At 65.5% G+C, this 20,029-nt stretch carries 17 protein-coding genes; 9 read left to right on the top strand and 8 right to left on the bottom strand.

The features are described 5' to 3' along the window. The first annotated feature begins 406 nt into the window (after positions 1-406). Entirely contained in the window at positions 407-1,231 is an 825-nt protein-coding gene (locus tag HL671_RS12085; protein WP_172236510.1) for a hypothetical protein, read from the top strand. A 47-nt stretch (positions 1,232-1,278) separates the two neighbouring features. Here HL671_RS12085 and HL671_RS12080 read toward each other — a convergent pair whose 3' ends face one another. Both HL671_RS12080 and HL671_RS12075 read right to left on the bottom strand, forming a co-directional pair. Further along, positions 1,279-2,103 carry a BA14K family protein gene (locus HL671_RS12080; protein WP_172236509.1) on the bottom strand — a complete coding sequence of 275 codons (825 nt, stop codon included), beginning with the start codon at positions 2,101-2,103 and terminating at the stop codon, positions 1,279-1,281. Positions 2,104-2,292: 189 nt separating this feature from the next. Then, positions 2,293-3,753, bottom strand: coding sequence for a GH1 family beta-glucosidase (locus HL671_RS12075; RefSeq protein WP_012044153.1), 1,461 nt, complete (start codon positions 3,751-3,753; stop codon positions 2,293-2,295). Between the two features lie 194 nt (positions 3,754-3,947). On the opposite strand from HL671_RS12075, the gene nthA reads away from it, so the two are divergent. From nthA to HL671_RS12055, 4 genes are all read left to right on the top strand, one after another. Then, complete coding sequence (nthA, locus tag HL671_RS12070; protein WP_012044152.1) at positions 3,948-4,580, top strand: nitrile hydratase subunit alpha; 633 nt, start codon at positions 3,948-3,950, stop codon at positions 4,578-4,580. Then, positions 4,580-5,239, top strand: coding sequence for a nitrile hydratase subunit beta (nthB, locus tag HL671_RS12065; RefSeq protein WP_172236508.1), 660 nt, complete (start codon positions 4,580-4,582; stop codon positions 5,237-5,239). Before nthA ends, nthB begins: the two co-directional genes overlap by 1 nt. Beyond that, positions 5,236-5,625 (top strand): nitrile hydratase accessory protein, encoded by a 390-nt coding sequence (locus tag HL671_RS12060; protein WP_012044150.1) that lies wholly within the window; start codon positions 5,236-5,238, stop codon positions 5,623-5,625. Before nthB ends, HL671_RS12060 begins: the two co-directional genes overlap by 4 nt. 178 nt (positions 5,626-5,803) lie before the next feature. Next, positions 5,804-6,622, top strand: a complete 819-nt coding sequence (locus HL671_RS12055) for a hypothetical protein (RefSeq protein ID WP_012044149.1) — start codon at positions 5,804-5,806, stop codon at positions 6,620-6,622. 48 nt (positions 6,623-6,670) lie between these two features. Here the strand turns inward: HL671_RS12055 and queC are convergent, their stop codons facing one another. Next, a complete protein-coding gene (gene queC / locus HL671_RS12050) occupies positions 6,671-7,390 on the bottom strand; it encodes a 7-cyano-7-deazaguanine synthase QueC (RefSeq protein ID WP_041751522.1) in 720 nt (239 codons plus the stop codon). A 130-nt stretch (positions 7,391-7,520) separates the two neighbouring features. Between queC and mazG the strand changes: the two genes are divergently transcribed. Next, positions 7,521-8,339, top strand: coding sequence for a nucleoside triphosphate pyrophosphohydrolase (gene mazG / locus HL671_RS12045; RefSeq protein ID WP_172236507.1), 819 nt, complete (start codon positions 7,521-7,523; stop codon positions 8,337-8,339). Between the two features lie 21 nt (positions 8,340-8,360). Here mazG and HL671_RS12040 read toward each other — a convergent pair whose 3' ends face one another. Further along, positions 8,361-9,263, bottom strand: coding sequence for a LysR family transcriptional regulator (locus tag HL671_RS12040; RefSeq protein ID WP_012044145.1), 903 nt, complete (start codon positions 9,261-9,263; stop codon positions 8,361-8,363). Between the two features lie 131 nt (positions 9,264-9,394). On the opposite strand from HL671_RS12040, the gene HL671_RS12035 reads away from it, so the two are divergent. The 3 genes from HL671_RS12035 to HL671_RS12025 are packed head-to-tail and all read left to right on the top strand — an operon-like array spanning position 9,395 to position 14,226. Then, complete coding sequence (locus tag HL671_RS12035) at positions 9,395-10,768, top strand: MFS transporter (RefSeq protein WP_041750756.1); 1,374 nt, start codon at positions 9,395-9,397, stop codon at positions 10,766-10,768. Between the two features lie 22 nt (positions 10,769-10,790). Beyond that, the gene (locus tag HL671_RS12030; protein WP_172236506.1) at positions 10,791-12,476 is read left to right on the top strand and encodes an FAD-dependent oxidoreductase; all 1,686 of its coding nucleotides are present in this window, start codon (positions 10,791-10,793) and stop codon (positions 12,474-12,476) included. Next, positions 12,391-14,226, top strand: a complete 1,836-nt coding sequence (locus HL671_RS12025) for a thiamine pyrophosphate-requiring protein (RefSeq protein WP_246579469.1) — start codon at positions 12,391-12,393, stop codon at positions 14,224-14,226. The genes HL671_RS12030 and HL671_RS12025 overlap by 86 nt, the downstream gene beginning before the upstream one ends. Positions 14,227-14,260: 34 nt before the next feature. On the opposite strand, the gene hflX is transcribed toward HL671_RS12025, so the two are convergent. From hflX to HL671_RS12005, 4 genes are all read right to left on the bottom strand, one after another. Next, entirely contained in the window at positions 14,261-15,640 is a 1,380-nt protein-coding gene (gene hflX / locus HL671_RS12020) for a GTPase HflX (RefSeq protein ID WP_012044141.1), read from the bottom strand. Positions 15,641-15,651: 11 nt separating this feature from the next. Beyond that, entirely contained in the window at positions 15,652-15,900 is a 249-nt protein-coding gene (gene hfq, locus HL671_RS12015; RefSeq protein ID WP_006613906.1) for an RNA chaperone Hfq, read from the bottom strand. Positions 15,901-16,171: 271 nt separating this feature from the next. Further along, entirely contained in the window at positions 16,172-17,542 is a 1,371-nt protein-coding gene (gene ntrX, locus HL671_RS12010) for a nitrogen assimilation response regulator NtrX (protein WP_012044140.1), read from the bottom strand. A 16-nt stretch (positions 17,543-17,558) separates the two neighbouring features. After that, positions 17,559-19,913: a sensor histidine kinase NtrY-like gene (locus tag HL671_RS12005; RefSeq protein ID WP_012044139.1), complete on the bottom strand. Its 2,355-nt coding sequence runs from the start codon at positions 19,911-19,913 to the stop codon at positions 17,559-17,561. Positions 19,914-20,029: the final 116 nt, after the last annotated feature.

Genomic DNA, 20,029 nt, shown 5'->3' with positions numbered 1-20,029 from the left:
CACACGCTGCATTGCAGCGGCACAGACACGCGCCTGCACTCATGCGTAGCATGCCAACTACGTCGAACTACGCGGAACCTGCTGAGGCTGGCGGTCGGCTGTGAGTCTTTGCGTTAGACAGCGCAGCTCGTCGTCATCAACGGATTGGCGGGAATCAGCGCGGCGCTGATCTTTCGACCCCGGTCGAGCAGTGGAATATTACCGCGAGCCCTCATCCCTCCAGCACGATCAAATCTGCGCCGGACGCTCGATCGCGGGCCGCGCCAACGGGGAAGATTGTCCGAAAAGGCCCCCTCCTCGTCACGACGCTGTCTTGCTTTCGGCCAAAGCGGCGGGTCGAGTCACGTTTGAAAATTCAAAGACAAAACAGCGTCGGCGGCGGGCGTTTAGGGTTTGGGGATCACCAATGCAGTCCACACAGAATGTGCAACAGATCGATCCGAGCGAAGTCGGTCTCGCCCCGGAGAAGCCGGGCAAGGCCAGCTACGATCAGCTGTATCGGCGGGTCCTGCGCGAGGTCCTGACACGGATCGACACGCGCTTGGCGGCGATCGAAAGGCCTGGCGTGGCGGCAGATGCTGCGGCGGCCGCCAGCACCGCGGAGGCGACCAGCGCCGAGGGCGGGCGCTGGGCCCGACTCAAGGTCAAGATTCCGCTGGGCAAGCTGCGCGGTCGCACCGGCGTGGGTCTCGCTCTGTTGGCCCTGTTGGTCGGCGGCTCCGTCGCGTGGTCGCAACGCGATGCCACCACGTCGTTGATGGATCGCTGGATGCCCTCCTCGGCCGAAGCCTCGCAGGATGAGGCCTCCGGCCAGGGCCATGAGGACGGTATGATGTCGAACGCCTCGTTGAGAGGATCGGATGACGGAGCCGCGAGCGGCGCGGGTGGCGCCACGATGATGCAACGCATGGCCCGCGACATCGCCGAGCTGCAGCAGGGCATCGAACAGATCAAGGCGACGCAGGACCAGGCCAGCCGAGACCACACCCGCGCCATCGAACAATTGCAGGCCGGCCAGGATCAACTGATGCGCCTGGTCTCGCGGATGTCGAACCAGGCCGCACAGGCGCGCGGCACGGCACCGCCGCAGCAGCAGATCATCGTCAACCCGCAGCGCACCACAACGGGGCTGGCGCGACCGCAGCCCGCTCAGCCGCAGCAGCAGGGATCGACGATCGGCACGTTCCTGACCCGCAACACGTCAGGCATCCAATCGCCGATGCCGCGCTGATCTGTCGACCAGTCGCGGCTGGCGACATCGCGCCACGATACGTCGCGCTATGAGCAGCTGTGGACGCGCCCGTCATAGCCGCGATAGGTGCCGCTCTCGGCATCATAGGTCCGGTAGGTCTTGCAGTTGCCGCTGCTCCGCCGCTTGCTGACGTGGTGCTTGCGCCGCGGGCGGTCGTCCTCATGCGCATGGTGCCGGTGCGCGTGAGCCTGTTTCTCGGGCTTGGCTTGGTCCCCGCCCGCTTTCGCGCTCGATTTGTCCTGCGCGGCAGCTGGCGCAGCGGCTGCAGCCGCCGGCTCGGTCGTCTTGGGCTCGGCGGGCGTCGGCTTCACGTCCGCCGCGGCGGGCGCGGCCATGGCAGGCTTGCTCTCGTCCGTCTTCCCTTCGGCCTTGTCCGGGGCCGGGGCGTCCTTGGCGACGACTGGCTGGGCCGCCGGCTCCGCTGGTTTCGTCTCGGTCACGGCCGGGGTCTGCGCCGCGGCGGCGTCGGACTTGGTGTCAGATTTCGCATCGGCCTTTGCCTCGGATTTGGCCTCCGATGGTGCGTCGGACGTCGCGCTCTCCTTGACCTCGGCCGGCTTGGTGTCGGCAGCCGGTTCCGCCGAAGCCTTGGCGGGGATCGCCGGCGTGTCCGGGGCCTGTGGCTTGGCCTCGGCTTCGCCCGGCTTGGCCTCCTCGGCGGCGGCAGGCTTCGGCTGGGGGTCGGCAGGCTTGTCGGCTGGCGCCGTGGCGGATTGTTCGGTGGCGGGCTTGGCCGCATCGCTTGCGGCGCTCTGGGCCCAGGCGCTTGGGCTCGCGATCGCGCCGACGACGCAGAACAGGATGCCGGCGCGCAGGACGACGGCAGACGGACGAACAACGAACAGGGGCATACGGAAGATCTCGATTGAGGGACCGGCAGATGGCCGTTTACGGCAAATCCCCGGGGCTTTCCGCTGCAAAACAGCGCGCGCGCAAAAGAGTCGCACGCGGTGTGCTTTCCTCACCATGCCCTTGCAATCGGCGGGTGAAGATCGGGCGAAATCAATCAAACCCGGCGCCGCATCCCACCACATCCGAGATCACGCACTCACGGCATTGCGCGTGATGACGTGACGATAATAGGACGCGCTGAGCTTGGGTGTACGCAGCTGGGTGTCGAAATCGACATGATAGACACCGAAGCGCTGCTTATAGCCGAACACCCATTCGAAATTGTCCATCAGGCTCCAGAGGAAATAGCCCTTCACCGGCACGCCTTCCGAGGTTGCGCGCTGCAGCTGCGCGAGATAGTTGCGCAGATACATCACGCGATCGAGGTCATGAACCTTGCCGTCCGCCGTCACCTTGTCATCCGACGAGGTGCCGTTCTCGGTAATGTAGATGGTCTTGAGGTTCCAGATCTTGGCCGCGAGCTTCGGCACCCAATAGGCGGTCTCGGGTCCGACCAGCAGCCAGGGCGAGCTCATATGCGGGAACGAGGACGGCATCGGCAACACGTCGAACCCCGGCGCGCGCTCAGACGCCACGACATAGGCCTGCGGCGCGTAGATGTTGAGGCCGACGAAATCGACCGGCGTGGAGATCGTCTTGAGTTCGTCCGCGGTGAATGTCGGCGCATCCTTGCCCGACCAGGCCAGGAACGCGTCGGTGTAGCGGCCCTCGAGGATCACGTTGAGGAAGCCCGCATTCATCTCGCGCGTGGCGATCTCGGCGGCACGGATGTTCTCCGGCGTATCGATCGCGGGCAGGCAGGCGGTGATGTTCTCGGCCATGCCGACGCGCGTACCTGCCCTCCCCTTGGCACGGATCGCCTGCACCGCGAGGCCATGCGCCAGCGCCACGTGATGGCGCGCCTGGTTGACCTCCTGCTGCGGCAGTTTCAGCCCGGGCGCATCGATGCCGAGACCATAGCCGAACGGAATGAACCGGCCGCATTCGTTGATCGTGAAGATGGTCTTGACCCGGTCGCTCAGAGTCTGGGCCACATATCCGGCATAATGCGCGAACGCCGCTGCGGTCTCCGCCGAGCGCCAGCCGCCGACGCGGTCCTGCAGCGCCTGCGGCAGATCCCAATGATACAATGTCGCATAGGGCTCGATGCCGTTCGCCAGGAGCTCGTCGACGAGGCGGCTGTAAAAGTCGAGCCCCTTCGGATTGGGGGTCAACCCGCCGTCGGGAAACAGCCGCGGCCACGCAATCGAGAAGCGATAGGCGCGGCAGCCAAGCTCCTTGATCAGCCGCACATCGTGCTTGTAGCGATCGTAATGATCGCAAGCGACGTCGCCGGTGCTGCCGTCCTCGATCTTGCCGGGGGTGTGGGTGAAGACATCCCAGATCGATGGTCCGCGGCCATCGGCGGTGGCGCCACCTTCGATCTGGTAGGACGAGGTGGCCGTCCCCCAAACGAAATCAGAGGGAAAACGACGCCCGGCATCATCCGTCACCGCAGCCTCCTCCGCGTGCGCGGGTCCGGCCGCCGCCCCCATGGCAGCCAGTCCGGCCAGCTTCGCAAGATCACGGCGGGAGACGTCGTTCGGCATTGATGGACCTCAATCATGTGGTGCTTTCGCCTCGCATTGGCAGGCGAGCGTCGCAGGGAACCATATCCGGGCGCCGATTTGAACAGGGGGAACCGGGCCGAATTGAAGCTCCGCCCAGGCCCACGCCGCGCCGTCCGCGGCCGGACCACACGCCTTGCTCGACAACCCCCCAGGGTCACCCTTATTTTGATCGGATGACCGACCACCACCACGATCATCATCACCACGATCACTCGGAATTGTCCGAGACCGACCTGCGCGTCCGCGCCCTCGAGAGCATCCTGACCGAAAAAGGGTATATCGATCCGGCCGCGCTCGACGTGCTGATCGAAACCTATGAAAGCAAGGTCGGCCCGCGCAACGGCGCCCGTGTCGTCGCGCGCGCCTGGACCGATCCGGCGTTCCGCGCGCGGCTGTTGTCCGACGCCACGCCCGCGATCGGCGAGCTCGGCTATGCCGGTCGCCAGGGCGAGCACATTGTCGCCGTCGAGAACACGCCGGAGCTGCACAACATGGTCGTGTGCACGCTGTGCTCCTGTTACCCCTGGCCCGTCCTCGGCCTCCCGCCGGTGTGGTACAAATCCGCGCCCTACCGCGCCAAGGCCGTCAAGGATCCGCGCGGCGTGCTGCAGGATTTCGGCTTTGCGCTGCCGGCGACGACAAAAATCCGGGTCTGGGATTCGACAGCCGAGATCCGCTATTTCGTGGTGCCGATGCGCCCCGACGGCACGGAAGGCTGGAGCGAGGATCAACTCGCCGAGTTGGTCACCCGCGACAGCATGATCGGCACTGGCCTGGCCAAGCGGCCCGACGAGGTGACGCGCTGATGGACGGAGCGCACGACATGGGCGGTGCCGCCGGATTCGGCCCGGTCCGTCCCGAGCCGAACGAGCCGGTGTTTCACGCGGCGTGGGAACGTCGTGCCTTGGCCATCACCTTGGCCATGGCGATGCCGGGCGGCTGGAACATCGACATGTCGCGCTTCGCGCGCGAGAATCGTCCGCCGGCCGACTATCTCGGCATGAGCTATTACCAGGTCTGGCTCGCCGGTCTGGAGCGCCTGATGCAGGAGCGTCATCTGGTCGAAGCGGATGAACTCGCCGCCGGCAATGCGCTGCATCCGGCCCGACCTGTCGCCAAGATCCTCACCGCCGACGGCGTCGCCCCGATGCTGCGCCGTGGCGGTCCGACCGAGCGAGCCCAGACCAGGCCGGCGCTGTTTGCGGTCGGCGATCGCGTGCGCGCCAAGACCATGCACCCGCCGACGCATACGCGACTGCCGCGCTATGTGCGCGGTCATGTCGGCCGCATTGACGCGATCAGGGGCATGCACGTGTTTCCCGACAGCAATGCGCATGGCCAGGGAGAAGACCCGCAATGGCTCTACACCGTGTCCTTCAGCGGCACGGAGCTGTGGGCCGATGCCCCCGATCCGCTCCTGGAAGTGACCGTCGATGCGTTCGAGCCGTATCTGGAGCGCGCATGACCGCTCCCGATCGGCACGCCGCCTTGGCAGCAACCCGCGCTTTGCCCGGCATTCCGGTCGACCAGGACGGGCCGGTGTTTCGCGAGCCTTGGGAAGCGCACGCCTTCGCGATGGCGGTGACGCTGCACGCGCGCGGCCTGTTCACCTGGCCCGAATGGGCGGCTGCGCTCGCCGAGGAGATTTCCCGCGCCCAGGAGGCAGGCGACGCGGATTGCGGCGACACCTATTACCGGCATTGGCTGGCGACATTAGAGCGGCTGGTGGCGGAAAAGGGCGTGACCACGCCGGCCCATCTCGCGCGCTACCGCGACGCCTGGGATCACGCCGCCGATCGCACCCCGCATGGCAAGCCGATCGAGCTGCGGCCTGAGGACTTCGGCGGTTGAGCGCCTGCGGCCAGTGACATCGTTAAATTCGCGTGACCGGTTTGCGAGGCATTCGATGATCCCGTCTTAACGGGCAGGTATTCATGATGCGAAGAGCCGTATTTGTTCGAAATTGAACGTTCATCAGTGCGCCCATAGCGTCCCGCATGCTTTCTGAGGAAGTTGAGGGGACGTCGTAATGCCTGCGCCTGAGTCTTTCGCTTCTATCGTCGACACGCTCGCCGGCGTGCGTCGGGACTATCACGAGAAGCTCAAATCGATCCCGCAATATGAGGCCTTCCTGCTGATCGAGAGCTCGACCGAGAAGGCCGCCGGCGCGCTGCACGGCACCGAGGCCTCAGGCTCCAGCATTGCCGCCGACGTGATCGACTCGCTGCAATATGCGCGCAACCGTTTCGAGCAGCACATGACCTCGATTCCGGAATACCGCGTGCTGATGGCCATCGACAAGGTGATCAAGGAGATCTCGCAGCATCTCGGACTGGCCACCAATGATGACGCGGCAGCCGAACCGAGCAGCGCGGCGGAATCGGAGTCACAAGCGCCGGAGACCGCGGCAGTCGCGCCCAGCGCACAAGCCGATGACGCCGAACTGGAGGCTCCGGCAGAAGAGCTCGCTTCCGCCGAGCCGGACATCGAGACCGCATCGGTGAGCGACGCGGACGCGGCCGTCGAGGCTGAGGTCGCGGATGAAGACGTCGCCGAGCCGGAAGAAGCTGGCGCACCGGCGCTGCGCGTCGTCGAAGCGGCCGTCGAGTCGCCCTCGATCGTTCCCGTCGATCATGACGCCGAGGCCGTCCATGACGATGACATCATCGTGCTCAACGCGCCGGCCTGGGAAAAGGCCGGCCGCGACGGCAATGACGACATCACGGCACGTCTCGCCGCGAAGGCCGCGTCCGCTGCTGCGAACGATGTCGACGATGGTCACGACGTTGCAGACAACGATCTCGTCATCGTCAGCCAGCGCGAGCCGTCGGACCACGAGGCAGCCTGAGTTCAACCGCCAATCACGCCTACGCTGGGCCTCCTGGCCCGCGTCGGGTCAGGACTGTGCGCTCCCTGCGATGTATTCGTGCCATCCTCTGGCGCGCAGATCGCAAGCGGGGCACGCACCGCAGCCATAGCCCCAATCGTGGCGCGCACCTCGCTCACCGAGATAGCAGGTGTGTGACTGATCCCGGATCAGGTCGACCAGATCTCTTCCGCCGAGATCATAGGCCAGCTGCCATGTCGCCGCCTTGGAGAGCCACATCAACGGCGTGTGCAGCTCGAAGGGGCGCGCCATGCCGAGGCTGAGCGCACCCTGCAGCGCCTTGATGGTCTCGTCGCGGCAGTCGGGATAGCCGGAATAATCCGTCTCGCACATGCCGCCGACAATGTGGCTGATGCCGCGCCGATAGGCCAAGGCGGCGGCGAAGGTCAGGAACACCAGGTTGCGGCCTGGGACGAACGTATTGGGCAGGCCATCGGCGCCCATCTCGATCGCGACATCGCGCGTCAGCGCGGTCTCGGAGATCGCTGACAGCGTTGGAATCTCCAGCGTGTGACCATCGCCGAGCTTACCGGCCCATTCCGGCCGCAGCTGCGCAAGTCCGTCCAGCAGACGGGCCCGGCAATCGAGCTCGATCGCATGGCGCTGACCGTAATCGAAGCCGATCGTCTCGATGCGTGCGAAGCGGTCGAGCGCCCAGGCCAGGCAGGTCGTGGAATCCTGCCCGCCCGAGAACAGCACCAGGGCCGTCATGTCATGCGTGTCGCTCATCTGCATCGCTTAGCACCATCGCCTGGTGCGGCCAACCCGCTGTCCTGCGGCGTTGCATCGCCTTTTCGCTGGGAGCTGCGGAAGGGTTGAGGCATACAGGAGCGGAACGACAGCTGCTTCAGGACCTGCCATGCCCCCTTCCCGCGACATCTCACGCCTGATCGAGATCATGGCGGCGCTGCGCACCCCCGTGACCGGCTGTCCATGGGACGTCGAGCAGACCTTCCAGACGATCGCACCCTACACGATCGAGGAAGCCTATGAGGTGGCGGACGCGATCACGCGCAACGATCTCGACGACCTCCGCGAGGAACTCGGCGACCTGCTGCTGCAGGTGGTCTATCACGCCCGCATCGCCGAGGAGCAAGGCGCGTTCGCGTTCGGCGACGTCGTCGAGGGCATCACCAAGAAGATGATCCGCCGCCATCCGCATGTCTTCCCGGACAAGGATGGCAACGTCACCCAACCGACCAAAGGCACCTGGGACCGCATCAAGGCCGAGGAGAAGGCCGAGCGCGCCGCGCGTCGGCCGCCCGAGGAGCAGACCGGCAAGGCCTCGCTGCTGTCGGGCATCAAGGCCGGACAGCCGGCGTTGGTGCGGGCGATGGAGCTGCAGCGCAAGGCGGCGACCGTCGGATTCGACTGGAAGGATCCGCGCGCCGTGCTGCAGAAGATCCGCGAGGAGGCCGACGAGATCGAGGCCGCGCTCGACAAGAGAGATGCGACGGAGCTGAGCGCAGAGACCGGTGATCTCCTGTTCGCCCTGGTCAATCTCGCCCGTCATGCCGACGTCGATCCCGAGACCGCCTTGCGGGGCACCAACGCCAAGTTCGAACGCCGCTTCGCCTTTATCGAGCAGACACTGGCCGCGAACGGCCGCACGCTGGAGGAAGCCTCGCTCGACGAGATGGACGAGCTGTGGAACGAGGCGAAGCGCCTGGAGACCTAGCGCCGCCGCTCCGCGGCGGCATCAGCCAGCCTTGTTCGAGAGGAGGTCTTTTGCGATCTCCACAAAGCGCTGTGCGGCCGGCGACAATCCAAAGTCGGCGCGGCTCAGCAAGGAGACGTGTCGATAGATCGTCGGCTGCGACAGGGGGACGGCGGCCAGCGTCGGGAATTGTGCCTTCGGCAGCATGTGCCCGGGCAGGATGCTGATGCCAGCCCCTTCGGCAGTGAGCGCCAGCGCGGTCGTGATCAGCGACACTTCCCACGCAGGCTTCAGCGCTCGCCCGGTCTGTGCCAGCGCCTCGTCGATCTGACGGCGGATTCGCGTGCCATGGCGCATCATGATCACGTCCGCGCTCATGATGCCGTCCCATGTCAGACGACGTTGCTGTTCGAACTCGCCATCCTTGATCCCGATGGCCGACAGCGGACTTCGCATCAGCGTTTCGACACGCGCCTCCGGCACCCCCTCGTCCTCGACGCTGCCGAGGCCGAATTCGGCACGCCCATCCATCACGACAGCGAGCAGTTCGTCGGGCGCGACGTCGAGCAGATCGATGCTGACCTCCGGATGGCGCGAGCGAAACGTCGAAAACACCCGGGGCAGCAGCGCCGAAGCGACGCCGGCTGATACGGCGATGGAAATCCGCCCGGCCTTGATCTCGGCAAGATCGCGCATCCTGCGCGACAATCCCTGCGCCCCCGCCAGGATGCGCTCGGCAGCCATGATCGCTTCCCGGCACGCTGCCGTCGGATGCAGGGCGCGCGTCGTCCGGTCGAACAGCTTGAGCTGAAAATTCTCCTCGATCTGCCGGATCAGCAGGCTGATGGCCGATTGCGTGACGCGCATTTCGGCGGCGGCCTTGGTGATGCTGCCGAGCCGATACACCAGGACCAGCGCCTCCAATTGCCGCAGGCTCGGGGGCATTAGCTTTCCTCATGAATGAATGAGAATTTTGTGGCTAATCGAAAGAGTTTGATCATGCAACATATTTGCAAAACCGCCTGTGCCGCGACGGGCGGGACGGTTGCAACAACAACGCAACGGGGGAGGAACACTTGACGCAAGGGATCAATCTCACGCGCTACGTCGACGAACGACCGCTGTCGGCATTTCAGATTCGTGTCGTCTGCCTGTGCGCGCTCGTGGTCGGGCTCGACGGCTTCGATGCCCAGGCGCTCGGCTTCGTCGCGCCCGCGCTCAGCAAGGACCTGCATCTCGCGCCGGGCGCGCTCGGTCCGGTGTTTGGCGCATCCCTGTTCGGCGTGATGATCGGCTCCTTGGTGTTCGGCGCCCTCGCCGACTATCTCGGGCGCAAATGGCTGGTGATCGCCGGCGTTCTCGTCTTCGCGCTCGGCTCGCTGGCGACGACCCAGGCGACCAGCGTGTCCGACCTCGTCATGATCAGGTTCGTCACCGGCATCGGGCTCGGCGGCGTCCTGCCCAATACGATCGCCCTGACCGGCGAGTATTCGCCGCAGCGTCGCCGGACCCTGTTGATCATGCTGATGTTCATGACGGTGTCGCTGGGGTCGGCGATCGGCGGCGCGGTGGCGGCCCGGCTCATCACCGCCTATGGCTGGCAGGTCATCTTCCTGATCGGCGGCGCTCTGCCACTCATTCTCTGTCCGATCCTGATCATCTGGCTTCCGGAATCGTTGTCGCTGCTCGCGCTCGACACCAGCAAGAGCGATCGCGTGCGCACCTTGCTGATGCGCATCGATCCGTCGGCAATGCTCCCCGCCGATGCGCGTTTCACGATCGTCGAAGAGAGCGGCAAGGGTTTTCTCCTGCCGCAGCTGTTCACCAAGCGGCGGCTGCTGCCGACCCTGCTGCTCTGGATCATGTTCTTCATGAACATGATGGACATCTATTTCCTCAACAGCTGGCTGCCGACGTTGACGCATGGTGTCGGGCTCGACGTCCAGGCGGCGATCGCCGTCGGCATCGCGTTCCAGCTCGGTGGGATGCTGGGCACGATCGGACTCGGCCTGCTGATCGAACGGTTCGGCTTCGATCGCGTGCTGTTCGCGACCTACGTCGCGGGCTTCCTCTCGATCGTCACCATTGGCATCGCGGGCGCATCATTGCCGATCCTCGTGCCGGCCGTCTTCATCGCCGGCGTGGCGGTGATCGGCGGACAGATCGGCTGCAACGCCTATGCCGCGCGCATCTACCCCACCTACATCCGCGGCACCGGCATCGGCTGGGCGCTGGGCATCGGCCGCTTTGGCTCCATCCTCGGCGTCACCCTGGGCGGCTTGATGCTCGCCGCGCATTGGGATGTTGCCGCGCTGTTCCAGGCCAGCGCGGTGCCGCAGCTATGTTCGGCGCTGGTGATCCTCGGCCTCGCCCTTCTCGGCATGCGCGGCCGTCTTCCATCCTCCGACGACGCGCAACCGGGTGTGCTCTCCACACCTGAGCGGGCCTAGATCCAAAGCAAGAGAGACTGACATGAAGACGATTCAAACCCAGGTCCTCATCGTGGGCGCCGGTCCGGTCGGACTGACCGCCGCCATGGACCTTGCCTCACGCGGCATCGACGTCGTGGTCGCCGAGATCAGGCGCGCCGGCGAGCCGCCCAACGTCAAATGCAACCACGTTTCCGCGCGTTCGATGGAAGTGTTCCGCCGTCTCGGCATCGTCCGGGAGGTCCGGGAGGGCGGCCTGCCGGCCGACTTTCCGAACGACTGTGCCTATCGCACCGCGGTCGTCGGCCGCGAACTGACGCGCATTCCGATCCCATCCCGCCAGGACCGCTACACGGCGACGGGAGGACCGGACACCGATTGGCCGACGCCGGAGCCGCCCCACCGCATCAACCAGATCTATCTCGAGCCCATCCTGTTCGCCTGTGCGCAGGCGCAACGCGAGATCCGAATTCTCAACCGGGTCCAGCTCGATCATTTCGACCAGCGCGACGACGGCGTGATCGCGCGGGCGCGCGATCTGGACGCCGATCAGGAGATCGTCATCGCCGCCGATTATCTGATCGGCTGCGATGGCGGCCGCTCCACCGTGCGCAAGCTGATCGGCTCACGCCTCAGCGGCACCGACGTGGTGCAGCGGGTGCAGTCGACCTACATTCACGCCCCGGCGCTCAAGGAGCTGATCACCCAGAAGCCGGCCTGGATGACGATGTCGCTCAATCCGCGTCGCTGCGGCACCACGGTCGCGATCGATGGCCGCGACAACTGGCTGATCCACAACCATCTCGCGGCGGAAGAGGTCGAGTTCGACAGCGTCGATCGCGATTGGGCGCTGCGCACCATCCTTGGCGTCGACGACCGCTTCCAATATGACATCATCAGCAAGGAGGACTGGATCGGCCGCCGCCTGGTCGCCGACCGCTTCCGGGATCGCCGCGCCTTCATCTGCGGCGATGCTGCACATCTGTGGATTCCCTATGCCGGCTACGGCATGAATGCCGGCATCGCCGATGCGGTCGATCTGTGCTGGATGCTCGCCGGCGTCATCAGCGGCTGGGCCAGCCCTGCCCTGCTCGACGCCTATGAAGCGGAGCGGCAGCCAATCACCGAACAGGTCTCGCATTTCGCGATGAACCACGCGCTCGCCGTCATGAGCCAGAGACGCTCCGTGCCGGCCGAAGTCGAGATCGATGGTCCGGTCGGCGATGCGGCGCGCAGCAAGGTCGGCCAGGCCGCCTATGATCTCAACGTGCAGCAATATTGCTGCGCCGGCTTGAACTTCGGCTACTACTACGACCGGTCACCGGCGATCTGCTACGACGGCGAAACGCCGCCGCCCTACGGCATGGGTCATTTCACCGCGTCGACGGCACCGGGCGCCCGCGCACCCCATGTCTGGCTGCCCGATGGGCGCTCGCTGCTGGACGCGCTGGGGCCGGCCTACACGCTGGTCCGGTTCGACCCGGCCGTCGATGTCGCAGGCCTGGTCGATGCGGCTGCCCGCCACGGCGTCCCGCTGGCGCTGGTCGACGTCGATCGCGCCAGAACTGGCTATGGCTTTGCGGAAAGCCTGCTCCTGATACGGCCGGATTCGCACATCGCCTGGCGCGGCATGACCGCACCGCATGCACCCGGACGCCTGTTCGATCGCCTGCGCGGCAATGCCAACGAACTGGGGACCACGCACCGTGACGAAGCTGCCCTTGCCTGATCCGCAGTCCCGCGCCACCACGCACCATCGCACCGCGCATTACTTCCTCGAAGCCCTCATCGATCTCGGCGTGGAGTACATCTTCGCCAATCTCGGCACCGATCATGTCTCGCTGATCGAGGAGATCGCGCGCTGGGACAGCGAAGGTCGACGGCACCCGGAGGTGATCCTGTGTCCTCATGAAGTGGTCGCGGTGCACATGGCGATGGGCTACGCGATGACGACCGGCCGCGGCCAGGCCGTCTTCGTTCACGTCGATGCCGGCACCGCGAATGCCTGCATGGCCATTCAGAATGCGTTCCGCTATCGGCTGCCGGTGCTGCTGATTGCGGGACGAGCCCCGTTCGCGATCCATGGCGAATTGCCGGGCGGACGCGACACCTATGTTCACTTCGTGCAGGACAGCTTCGACCAGGGCAGCATCGTGCGTCCCTACGTGAAGTGGGAGTACACGCTGCCCTCGGGCGTGGTCGTCAAGGAGGCGCTGACCCGCGCCGCCGCGTTCATGCACAGCGACCCGCCCGGGCCGGTCTCCATGATGCTGCCGCGCGAAGTGCTGGCCGAAGCCTGGGACGACGACGCGATGCCGGCCTATCCGCCCGCGCGCTATGGCAGCGTCAGGGCCGGCGGCGTGGAGCCGGAGCGCGCTCAGGCGATCGCTGACGCGCTCATGACTGCGGAGAACCCGATCGCCTTGACCGCCTATTTGGGCCGCAGCGCCGAAGCCGTTTCGGTACTGGATCGACTGGCGCTCGTCTGCGGCATTCGGGTCGTCGAGTTCAATCCCGTTACGATGAACATCTGCCAGGACTCGCCCTGCTTCGCCGGCTCCGACCCGGCGATGCTCGTCGCAGACGCCGACCTCGGGCTGCTTATCGACATCGACGTGCCGTTCATTCCACAGCTGCTGAAGTCAGCCGATCGGTTGCGCTGGATCCAGATCGACATCGACGCCCTCAAGGCCGACATCCCGATGTGGGGATTTGCGACCGACCTTCGCATTCAGGGCGATTCCGCGGTCATCCTGCGCCAAGTGCTGGAGATCGTCATCGCCCGAGGCAACGATTCCTACATGCGGAAGGTGCGTGATCGGATCGCCAGCTGGAGGCCTGCGCGCGAGGCCGCACAGGCCAAGCGGATGGCCGCCGCTGCAAACAAGGGATCCCCCGGCGCAATCAACCCGGCCTATCTGTTCGCGCGGCTGCAGGCATTGCTGTCGGAGGACGACATCGTGGTCAACGAGGCTGTCCGCAACGCGCCGGTGCTGCAACAGCAGCTGCGCCGCACCAAGCCCATGACCTATGTGGGCCTCGCCGGCGGCGGGCTCGGCTTCAGCGGCGGCATGGCGCTCGGATTGAAGCTCGCCAATCCCTCGCACCGCGTGGTGCAGATCGTCGGCGACGGCGCCTTCCATTTCGCTGCCCCGGATTCGGTTTATGCCGTGTCGCAGCAGTACCGGTTGCCGATCTTCTCCGTGATCCTCGACAACAAGGGTTGGCAGGCGGTGAAGGCGTCGGTGCAACGCGTCTATCCGGACGGCGTCGCGCAGCAGACGGATTCGTTCCTGTCCCGGCTCGCCACCGGCCGCCAGGACGAGCAGCGGCGGCTTGTCGACATCGCCCGCGCCTTCGGCGCCCATGGCGAGCGGGTCGACGATCCTGATGAGCTCGATGCTGCCATCCGGAGCTGCCTTGCAGCCTTGGACGATGGCCGCGCCGCGGTGCTGCACGTCAACATCACGCCGTTGTAGCTGCATCTGCAGGGAGAGCAGAAAAAAGGGCAGCTCACGCGACCCTGGGCACGCCGTGATAGCGCTCGACGACGATATCGCGCTTGGTCGCATCCACACGCACCGTCATGTCGTAATGCCCCTCGTGCAGCTCCTTGCTCAGCACCTCGGCGTTGCGATGGAGCCAGGAGATGCCGGCGCCGTCGGCGGCGTCGATGGTCAAATCGAGCGTGGTCCGGGCCGCGGCAAGCCGGTCCTCGATGGCCTGCAGCAGCGCGTCGACGCCCTCCCCGGTATGGGCAGACACCAGCAGGCATGGCCGCTCCGGCGGCCGGCGGCTCGCGATGTTGGCGAGGTTCTCGCGTGCCGCCTCGTCAAGCCGGTCGATCTTGTTCCAGACTTCGATGATGGTGTCGGTCGCTTCGGGATCGATGCCGAGCTGACCGAGCACCAGCTCGACATCATGCTGCTGCGCCTCGGCGTCCTCATGCGACATGTCGCGCACGTGCAGGATCACGTCGGCCTCCAGCACCTCCTCGAGCGTGGCGCGGAATGCCGCGACGAGCTGCGTCGGCAGATTCGAGATGAAGCCCACGGTGTCCGACAGCATCGCCTTGCCGCCATGGGGCAGCGTGATCGCCCGCAAGGTCGGATCGAGCGTTGCGAACAGCATGTCGGCGGCCTGCACGTCGGCGCGGGTGAGGCGGTTGAACAGCGTCGACTTGCCCGCATTGGTGTAGCCGACCAGCGCCACCACGCGATACGGCACGCGCTGCCGTCCGGCGCGGTGCAGCCGCCGCGTCGCTTGGACCTTCTTCAGCTCGTTCTCGAGCCGGGTGATGCGGTCGCCGATCAGCCGGCGGTCGGCCTCGATCTGGGTCTCGCCCGGACCGCCCATGAAGCCGAAACCGCCCCGCTGGCGTTCGAGATGGGTCCAGGACCGTACCAGGCGGCTGCGTTGATAGTTGAGATGCGCGAGCTCGACCTGCAGCGCGCCTTCTTTGGTCTTGGCGCGGCGGCCGAAGATCTCAAGGATCAGCCCGGTGCGATCGAGCACCTTGGTGTTCCAGGCCTTCTCCAGGTTGCGCTGCTGGATCGGCGACAGCGCGCAATCCATCACGACGAGCTCGGCCCCCTGCCCGGCGATCACGCCCGCGATCTCGTCAACCTTGCCTTTGCCGAGATAGGTCGCGGGGCGGATCTGTGCGATCGGCGCGAGGATCGCCTCCGTGACGGTGAGATCGATTGCTCGCGCCAGGCCGGCGGCCTCGTCGATTCGGGCTTCGAAATCACGCATGTCGGCGTGGCTCGCTTGCGCGCCATCGTCGCCGCGGCGCGCTCGCAAGTAAGGGCCGACCACGACGACCAGCCCGCTCCTCTTGTTGTCATCTGGCCTCGCGAGGCCGATGGTCCCTTCGCGATCGCGGGGTTCCAATCAGGTCACTCTCACGCAGAAGCGTCCTCGCCGCCCTCGAACAGCTGGATCGGCGCGCCGGGCATGATGGTGGAGATCGCATGCTTGTACACGAGCTGCGAGTGACCGTCGCGCCGGAGCAGCAGGCAGAAATTGTCGAACCATGTGACAATCCCCTGCAGTTTCACGCCATTGACCAGGAAGATCGTGAGCGGCGTCTTGGTTTTGCGAACATGGTTGAGAAAGGTGTCTTGAAGGTTCTGTGCGCGGTCTGCCGCCATCGTTGTTATCTCGCAGTCTTGTGCTTTTTCTTATTGATCCCATGACGCTCCGATTGCAGGTCTCGGAACCGCCGCGGTGGCCCATGATCCATTGAGATCCCCCTCGAGGGATCATGGGACGTTGGATTAGAAGACAGGCGAGCATATTAGGCAAGCCGAATGCAGGGAAACCGGTTCCAAAAGACCCGGATTCGTCCGTAAAACTTCGGGGCCGGACGATTTTTCCAACGTAAATTCGTCCCGCCCGGCAAGTTTGGCCGACCTGGAACCGTCAGCCCACCCCAAGGGCCTTGAGCTTGCGATGCAGCGCTGATCGCTCCATGCCCACGAACTCGGCAGTGCGCGAGATGTTGCCGGAGAACCGGCTGATCTGCGCGATCAGATAGTCGCGCTCGAACACTTCGCGCGCCTCACGCAGTGGAAGGCCCATAATGTGCTCGCCATTGTTGCTGGTGGGCATGGCCGGCACCATCGACCCCACATCCGGCGGCAGCATGTCGGCGGTGATGATCACCTCGGGCCCGCCGGCCGCGAGAATCATCACGCGCTCGACATTGTTGCGGAGCTGGCGGACATTGCCAGGCCAGACATGCGACTGCAGCACCGCCATCGCATCCTGGCCGATCTGCCGCTTCGGCAGTCCGGTCGTGACCGAAATCTGGTCCATGAAATAGTCGATCAGCTCGGGAATGTCCTCGCGCCGCTCGGACAGTGGCGGGACGCGGATCGGGACCACGGACAGGCGGTGATAGAGGTCCTCGCGGAAGCGGCCGGCGGCGATCTCCTCCTCGAGATTGCGCGCGGTCGACGAGATGATGCGCACGTCGACGTGCACTTTGGTGGTGCCGCCCGCACGCTGGAAGGTCTGGTCGACCAGCACGCGCAAGATCTTGTTCTGCGTCTCCCGCGGCATGTCGGCGATTTCGTCGACGAACAGCGTGCCGCCATGGGCTTCTTCGAGCGCGCCGGTCTTGCGCGACTGCTCGCCGTTCGACTGCTCGACGCCGAACAGCTCCTCCTCCATCCGCTCCGGCGTGATTGCCGCAGCGTTGATGACGACAAAGGGTCCCTCGGCGCGCGGCGATTGGGCATGCAACGTGCGCGCGGCGAGCTCCTTGCCGGAGCCGGGCGGACCGACGATCAGAATGCGGCTGTTGGCCTTCGCGGCGCGCTCGATGGTCTGGCGCAATTGGTTCATCGACGGCGAGCGGCCGGTCATCGTGCTCGCGGTCGGTGCCAGCTGCTTCAGCTCGCGCACCTCGCGCTTGAGCCGCGACGTCTCCAGCGCGCGTGTCGCGACCAGGATCAGGCGGTCGGACTTGAACGGCTTCTCGATGAAGTCATAGGCGCCGCGCTTGATCGCGGCGACTGCGGTCTCGATGTTGCCGTGACCCGAGATCATCACGACCGGCAGGTCCGGATGATCCTTCTTGATCTGCTCCAGCAGCTGCAGGCCGTCGAGCTTGGAGCCCTGCAGCCAGATGTCGAGAAACACGAGGTTGGGTCGGCGGCCGGCGATCTCGGCCAGTGCCGAATCGCTGTCGCGAGCGGTTCGCGTCGTGAAGCCCTCGTCATCCAGGATGCCGGCTACCAGCTCCCGGATATCGGCTTCATCGTCGACAATCAGAATATCACTCGCCATGGTCACGCCTGTCTCGTCAGCCGCGTGTTGCGGCCTGGATTTTTGGTTCGCTATTGGTCGTTTCAACCGGGCCCGCGGTTTCCCCCGCGGACTCATTTGTTGGTGCGCCGTCGGTTGCGGCGATTGCAGCGGGCTGCTCCTTGGCACCCGCCTTGGCGGCCTGTCCCGACACGGCAAAGCGCAGCCGCATCCACGCGCCGCGCTGGCCAGGACGGAAATCGGCGGCGTCCTTCAGCTCCAGCCGGCCGCCGTGATCCTCCAACACACGACCGACGATCGCGAGGCCGAGGCCGGTGCCCTTTGCCCGTGTCGTGACATAGGGCTCGAGCAAACGCTGCCGTGCCACTTTCGGCAGGCCGATGCCGTTGTCGATCACGTCGATCGTCACATCGTCGCCCTCGCGCGACGCGACGACGTCGATGCGGCCCTTGCCCAGCTCCTCTTCCGGCACCACCTCGATCGCCTCGGTCGCGTTCTTGATGATGTTGGTCAGAGCCTGCGAGATCAGGCGCCGATCGAATTGCGCGCGCAGCGGGTCCTGCTTGATCTCGGTCTCGATATCGATCTCGGGATGCGCGACCTTCATCAGGAAGACGGCCTGGCGCACCGTGTCGGCGACGTCCTCGCCCTCCATCACCGGCTTCGGCATCCGGGCGAAACGCGAGAACTCATCGACCATTCGCCTGATGTCGTCGACCTGCCGCACGATCGTCTCGGTGCACTGCTCGAATACGGCCTTGTCCTCGGTGATGACCTTGCCGAATTTGCGGCGAATCCGTTCTGCGGAAAGCTGAATTGGCGTGAGCGGATTCTTGATCTCATGGGCGATGCGCCGCGCGACGTCGCCCCAGGCGGACGTGCGCTGCGCCGAGACGAGTTCGGTGATGTCGTCGAGCGTGATGATATAGCTGTCGCGGGCCTGATTGGTCTGCTCGGCGGTGACACGCACCGACAGGTTCCGCTCATGGCCGTCCCGCTGGATGGTGATCTGCCCCTGCACCAGGCGCTGCTTGCCCTCGCGCGCGGTCTTCATCATGTCGTCGAGCTCGGGCAGCACCTCCGACAGCGGATGATCGAGCACCTCCTGCTCCGCATGTCCGATCAGCTTCTCGGCCGAGCGGTTGAGGATGCCGACACTGCCCGAGGCATCGACGCCGATGATGCCGGCCGAGGCCGACGACAGCACCGCCTCGATGAAGCGGCGCCGGCTGTCGATCAGCTCGCTGGCGCTGACCAGTTCGTCGCGCTGCGTGCGCAGCTCCTGCGTCATCTTGTTGAAGGTCTGGCCGAGCTGGGCGAGATCGCCTTCCGAGCGGTGCACGGGAACCTGGACGTTGAGATCGCCGGTCGAGATCACATGCGCGGCATTCATCAGCTGGCGAATCGGGGCGACCAGCCAATTGGCGAAGTTCAGGCCGATCAGCACCGAGGCCATCAGAATGGTCAGCGCGATCACCGCGAACATCAATGCGAAGGCGACCTGGATGCCGAACCGCCGCGCCTCGACCTGGGCATATTCGGCGACCGACAGCTCGGTCTGTTTGAGCTGGTCGACGACCTGCGGATCGAGCGGGCGCGCGACATAGAGGAAGGTATCGTTGAAGGCGCGCAGCCTGATCACCGCTGCGACGTAGTTGGACTCCGGCAGAACCGCGATCTCCGGCTCCTGCTCGCCGACATTGTTCAGGAATTCGGGCGCCGGCGGCGAATAAGCCAGCTGCACACCGCCGGTCTCCGCCCACACGATCGGGTTGGTGTTCTTGTCGATGATCATCGCGCCCGGCAGGTTGCGCGAGGCGGCGCTGGCGGTCAGCAGCTCGCGGAAGCTGGCGCGGTCCTGGTCGAACAGCGGCCGGGCCCGGGCGATGTCATTGGCCATGCCGAGAATGTCGCCGCGGATGAACTGCGCATGCTCCTGCATATAGGCGCGGGCGATGGTCAGCGAATTCTGGATCGCGACCTTGGCCGGCCCGGAAAACAGCCGATCCAGGCCGCGGTCGATGGTGACGTTGGCGACGACGGCGACCAGCACCGCCGGCAGCACGGCGATGACGGAGAACAGGCTGACGATCTGGACGTGCAGCCGCGCTGCCGCCCGGCCCCGCCGGCGGGCCTGCACGACCTGCCAGACCTCACGGATGATGATGCCGACCAGGATCAGGATCGTGCCGGCATCGATCAGATAGAAGGTTTTGACCACCTCGGTCGTCGGCTCGATCGGGCTCAAGCCCACCAGCACGATGAAGGTGAGGAAGCCTGAGGACAGCGCGACAGCCACCGCCACCGGCGCCAGCCAGGTGCGCCAGGTCCAGCGCCGCCCCTCAGGGGGCGAGGCATCGAAAGGGGTGGCCGAGGTGTCTGCGCTGGTCATTCCGGCAATTGGTGATGGTGGCACGTCCGAAGGAATCGGACTGATGCATTCCTACCACGCTGTTGCCAAATTGCGACAATTCCGCGGCGCACAGCCACGCCGCGGATTTGTCTACA

The sequence above is a fragment of the Bradyrhizobium denitrificans genome, from assembly GCF_013179005.1.
GTDB lineage: Bacteria > Pseudomonadota > Alphaproteobacteria > Rhizobiales > Xanthobacteraceae > Bradyrhizobium > Bradyrhizobium denitrificans.
Note: the sequence above shows the minus strand (reverse complement) of the source record. Positions and strands in the feature narration are given on the sequence as shown.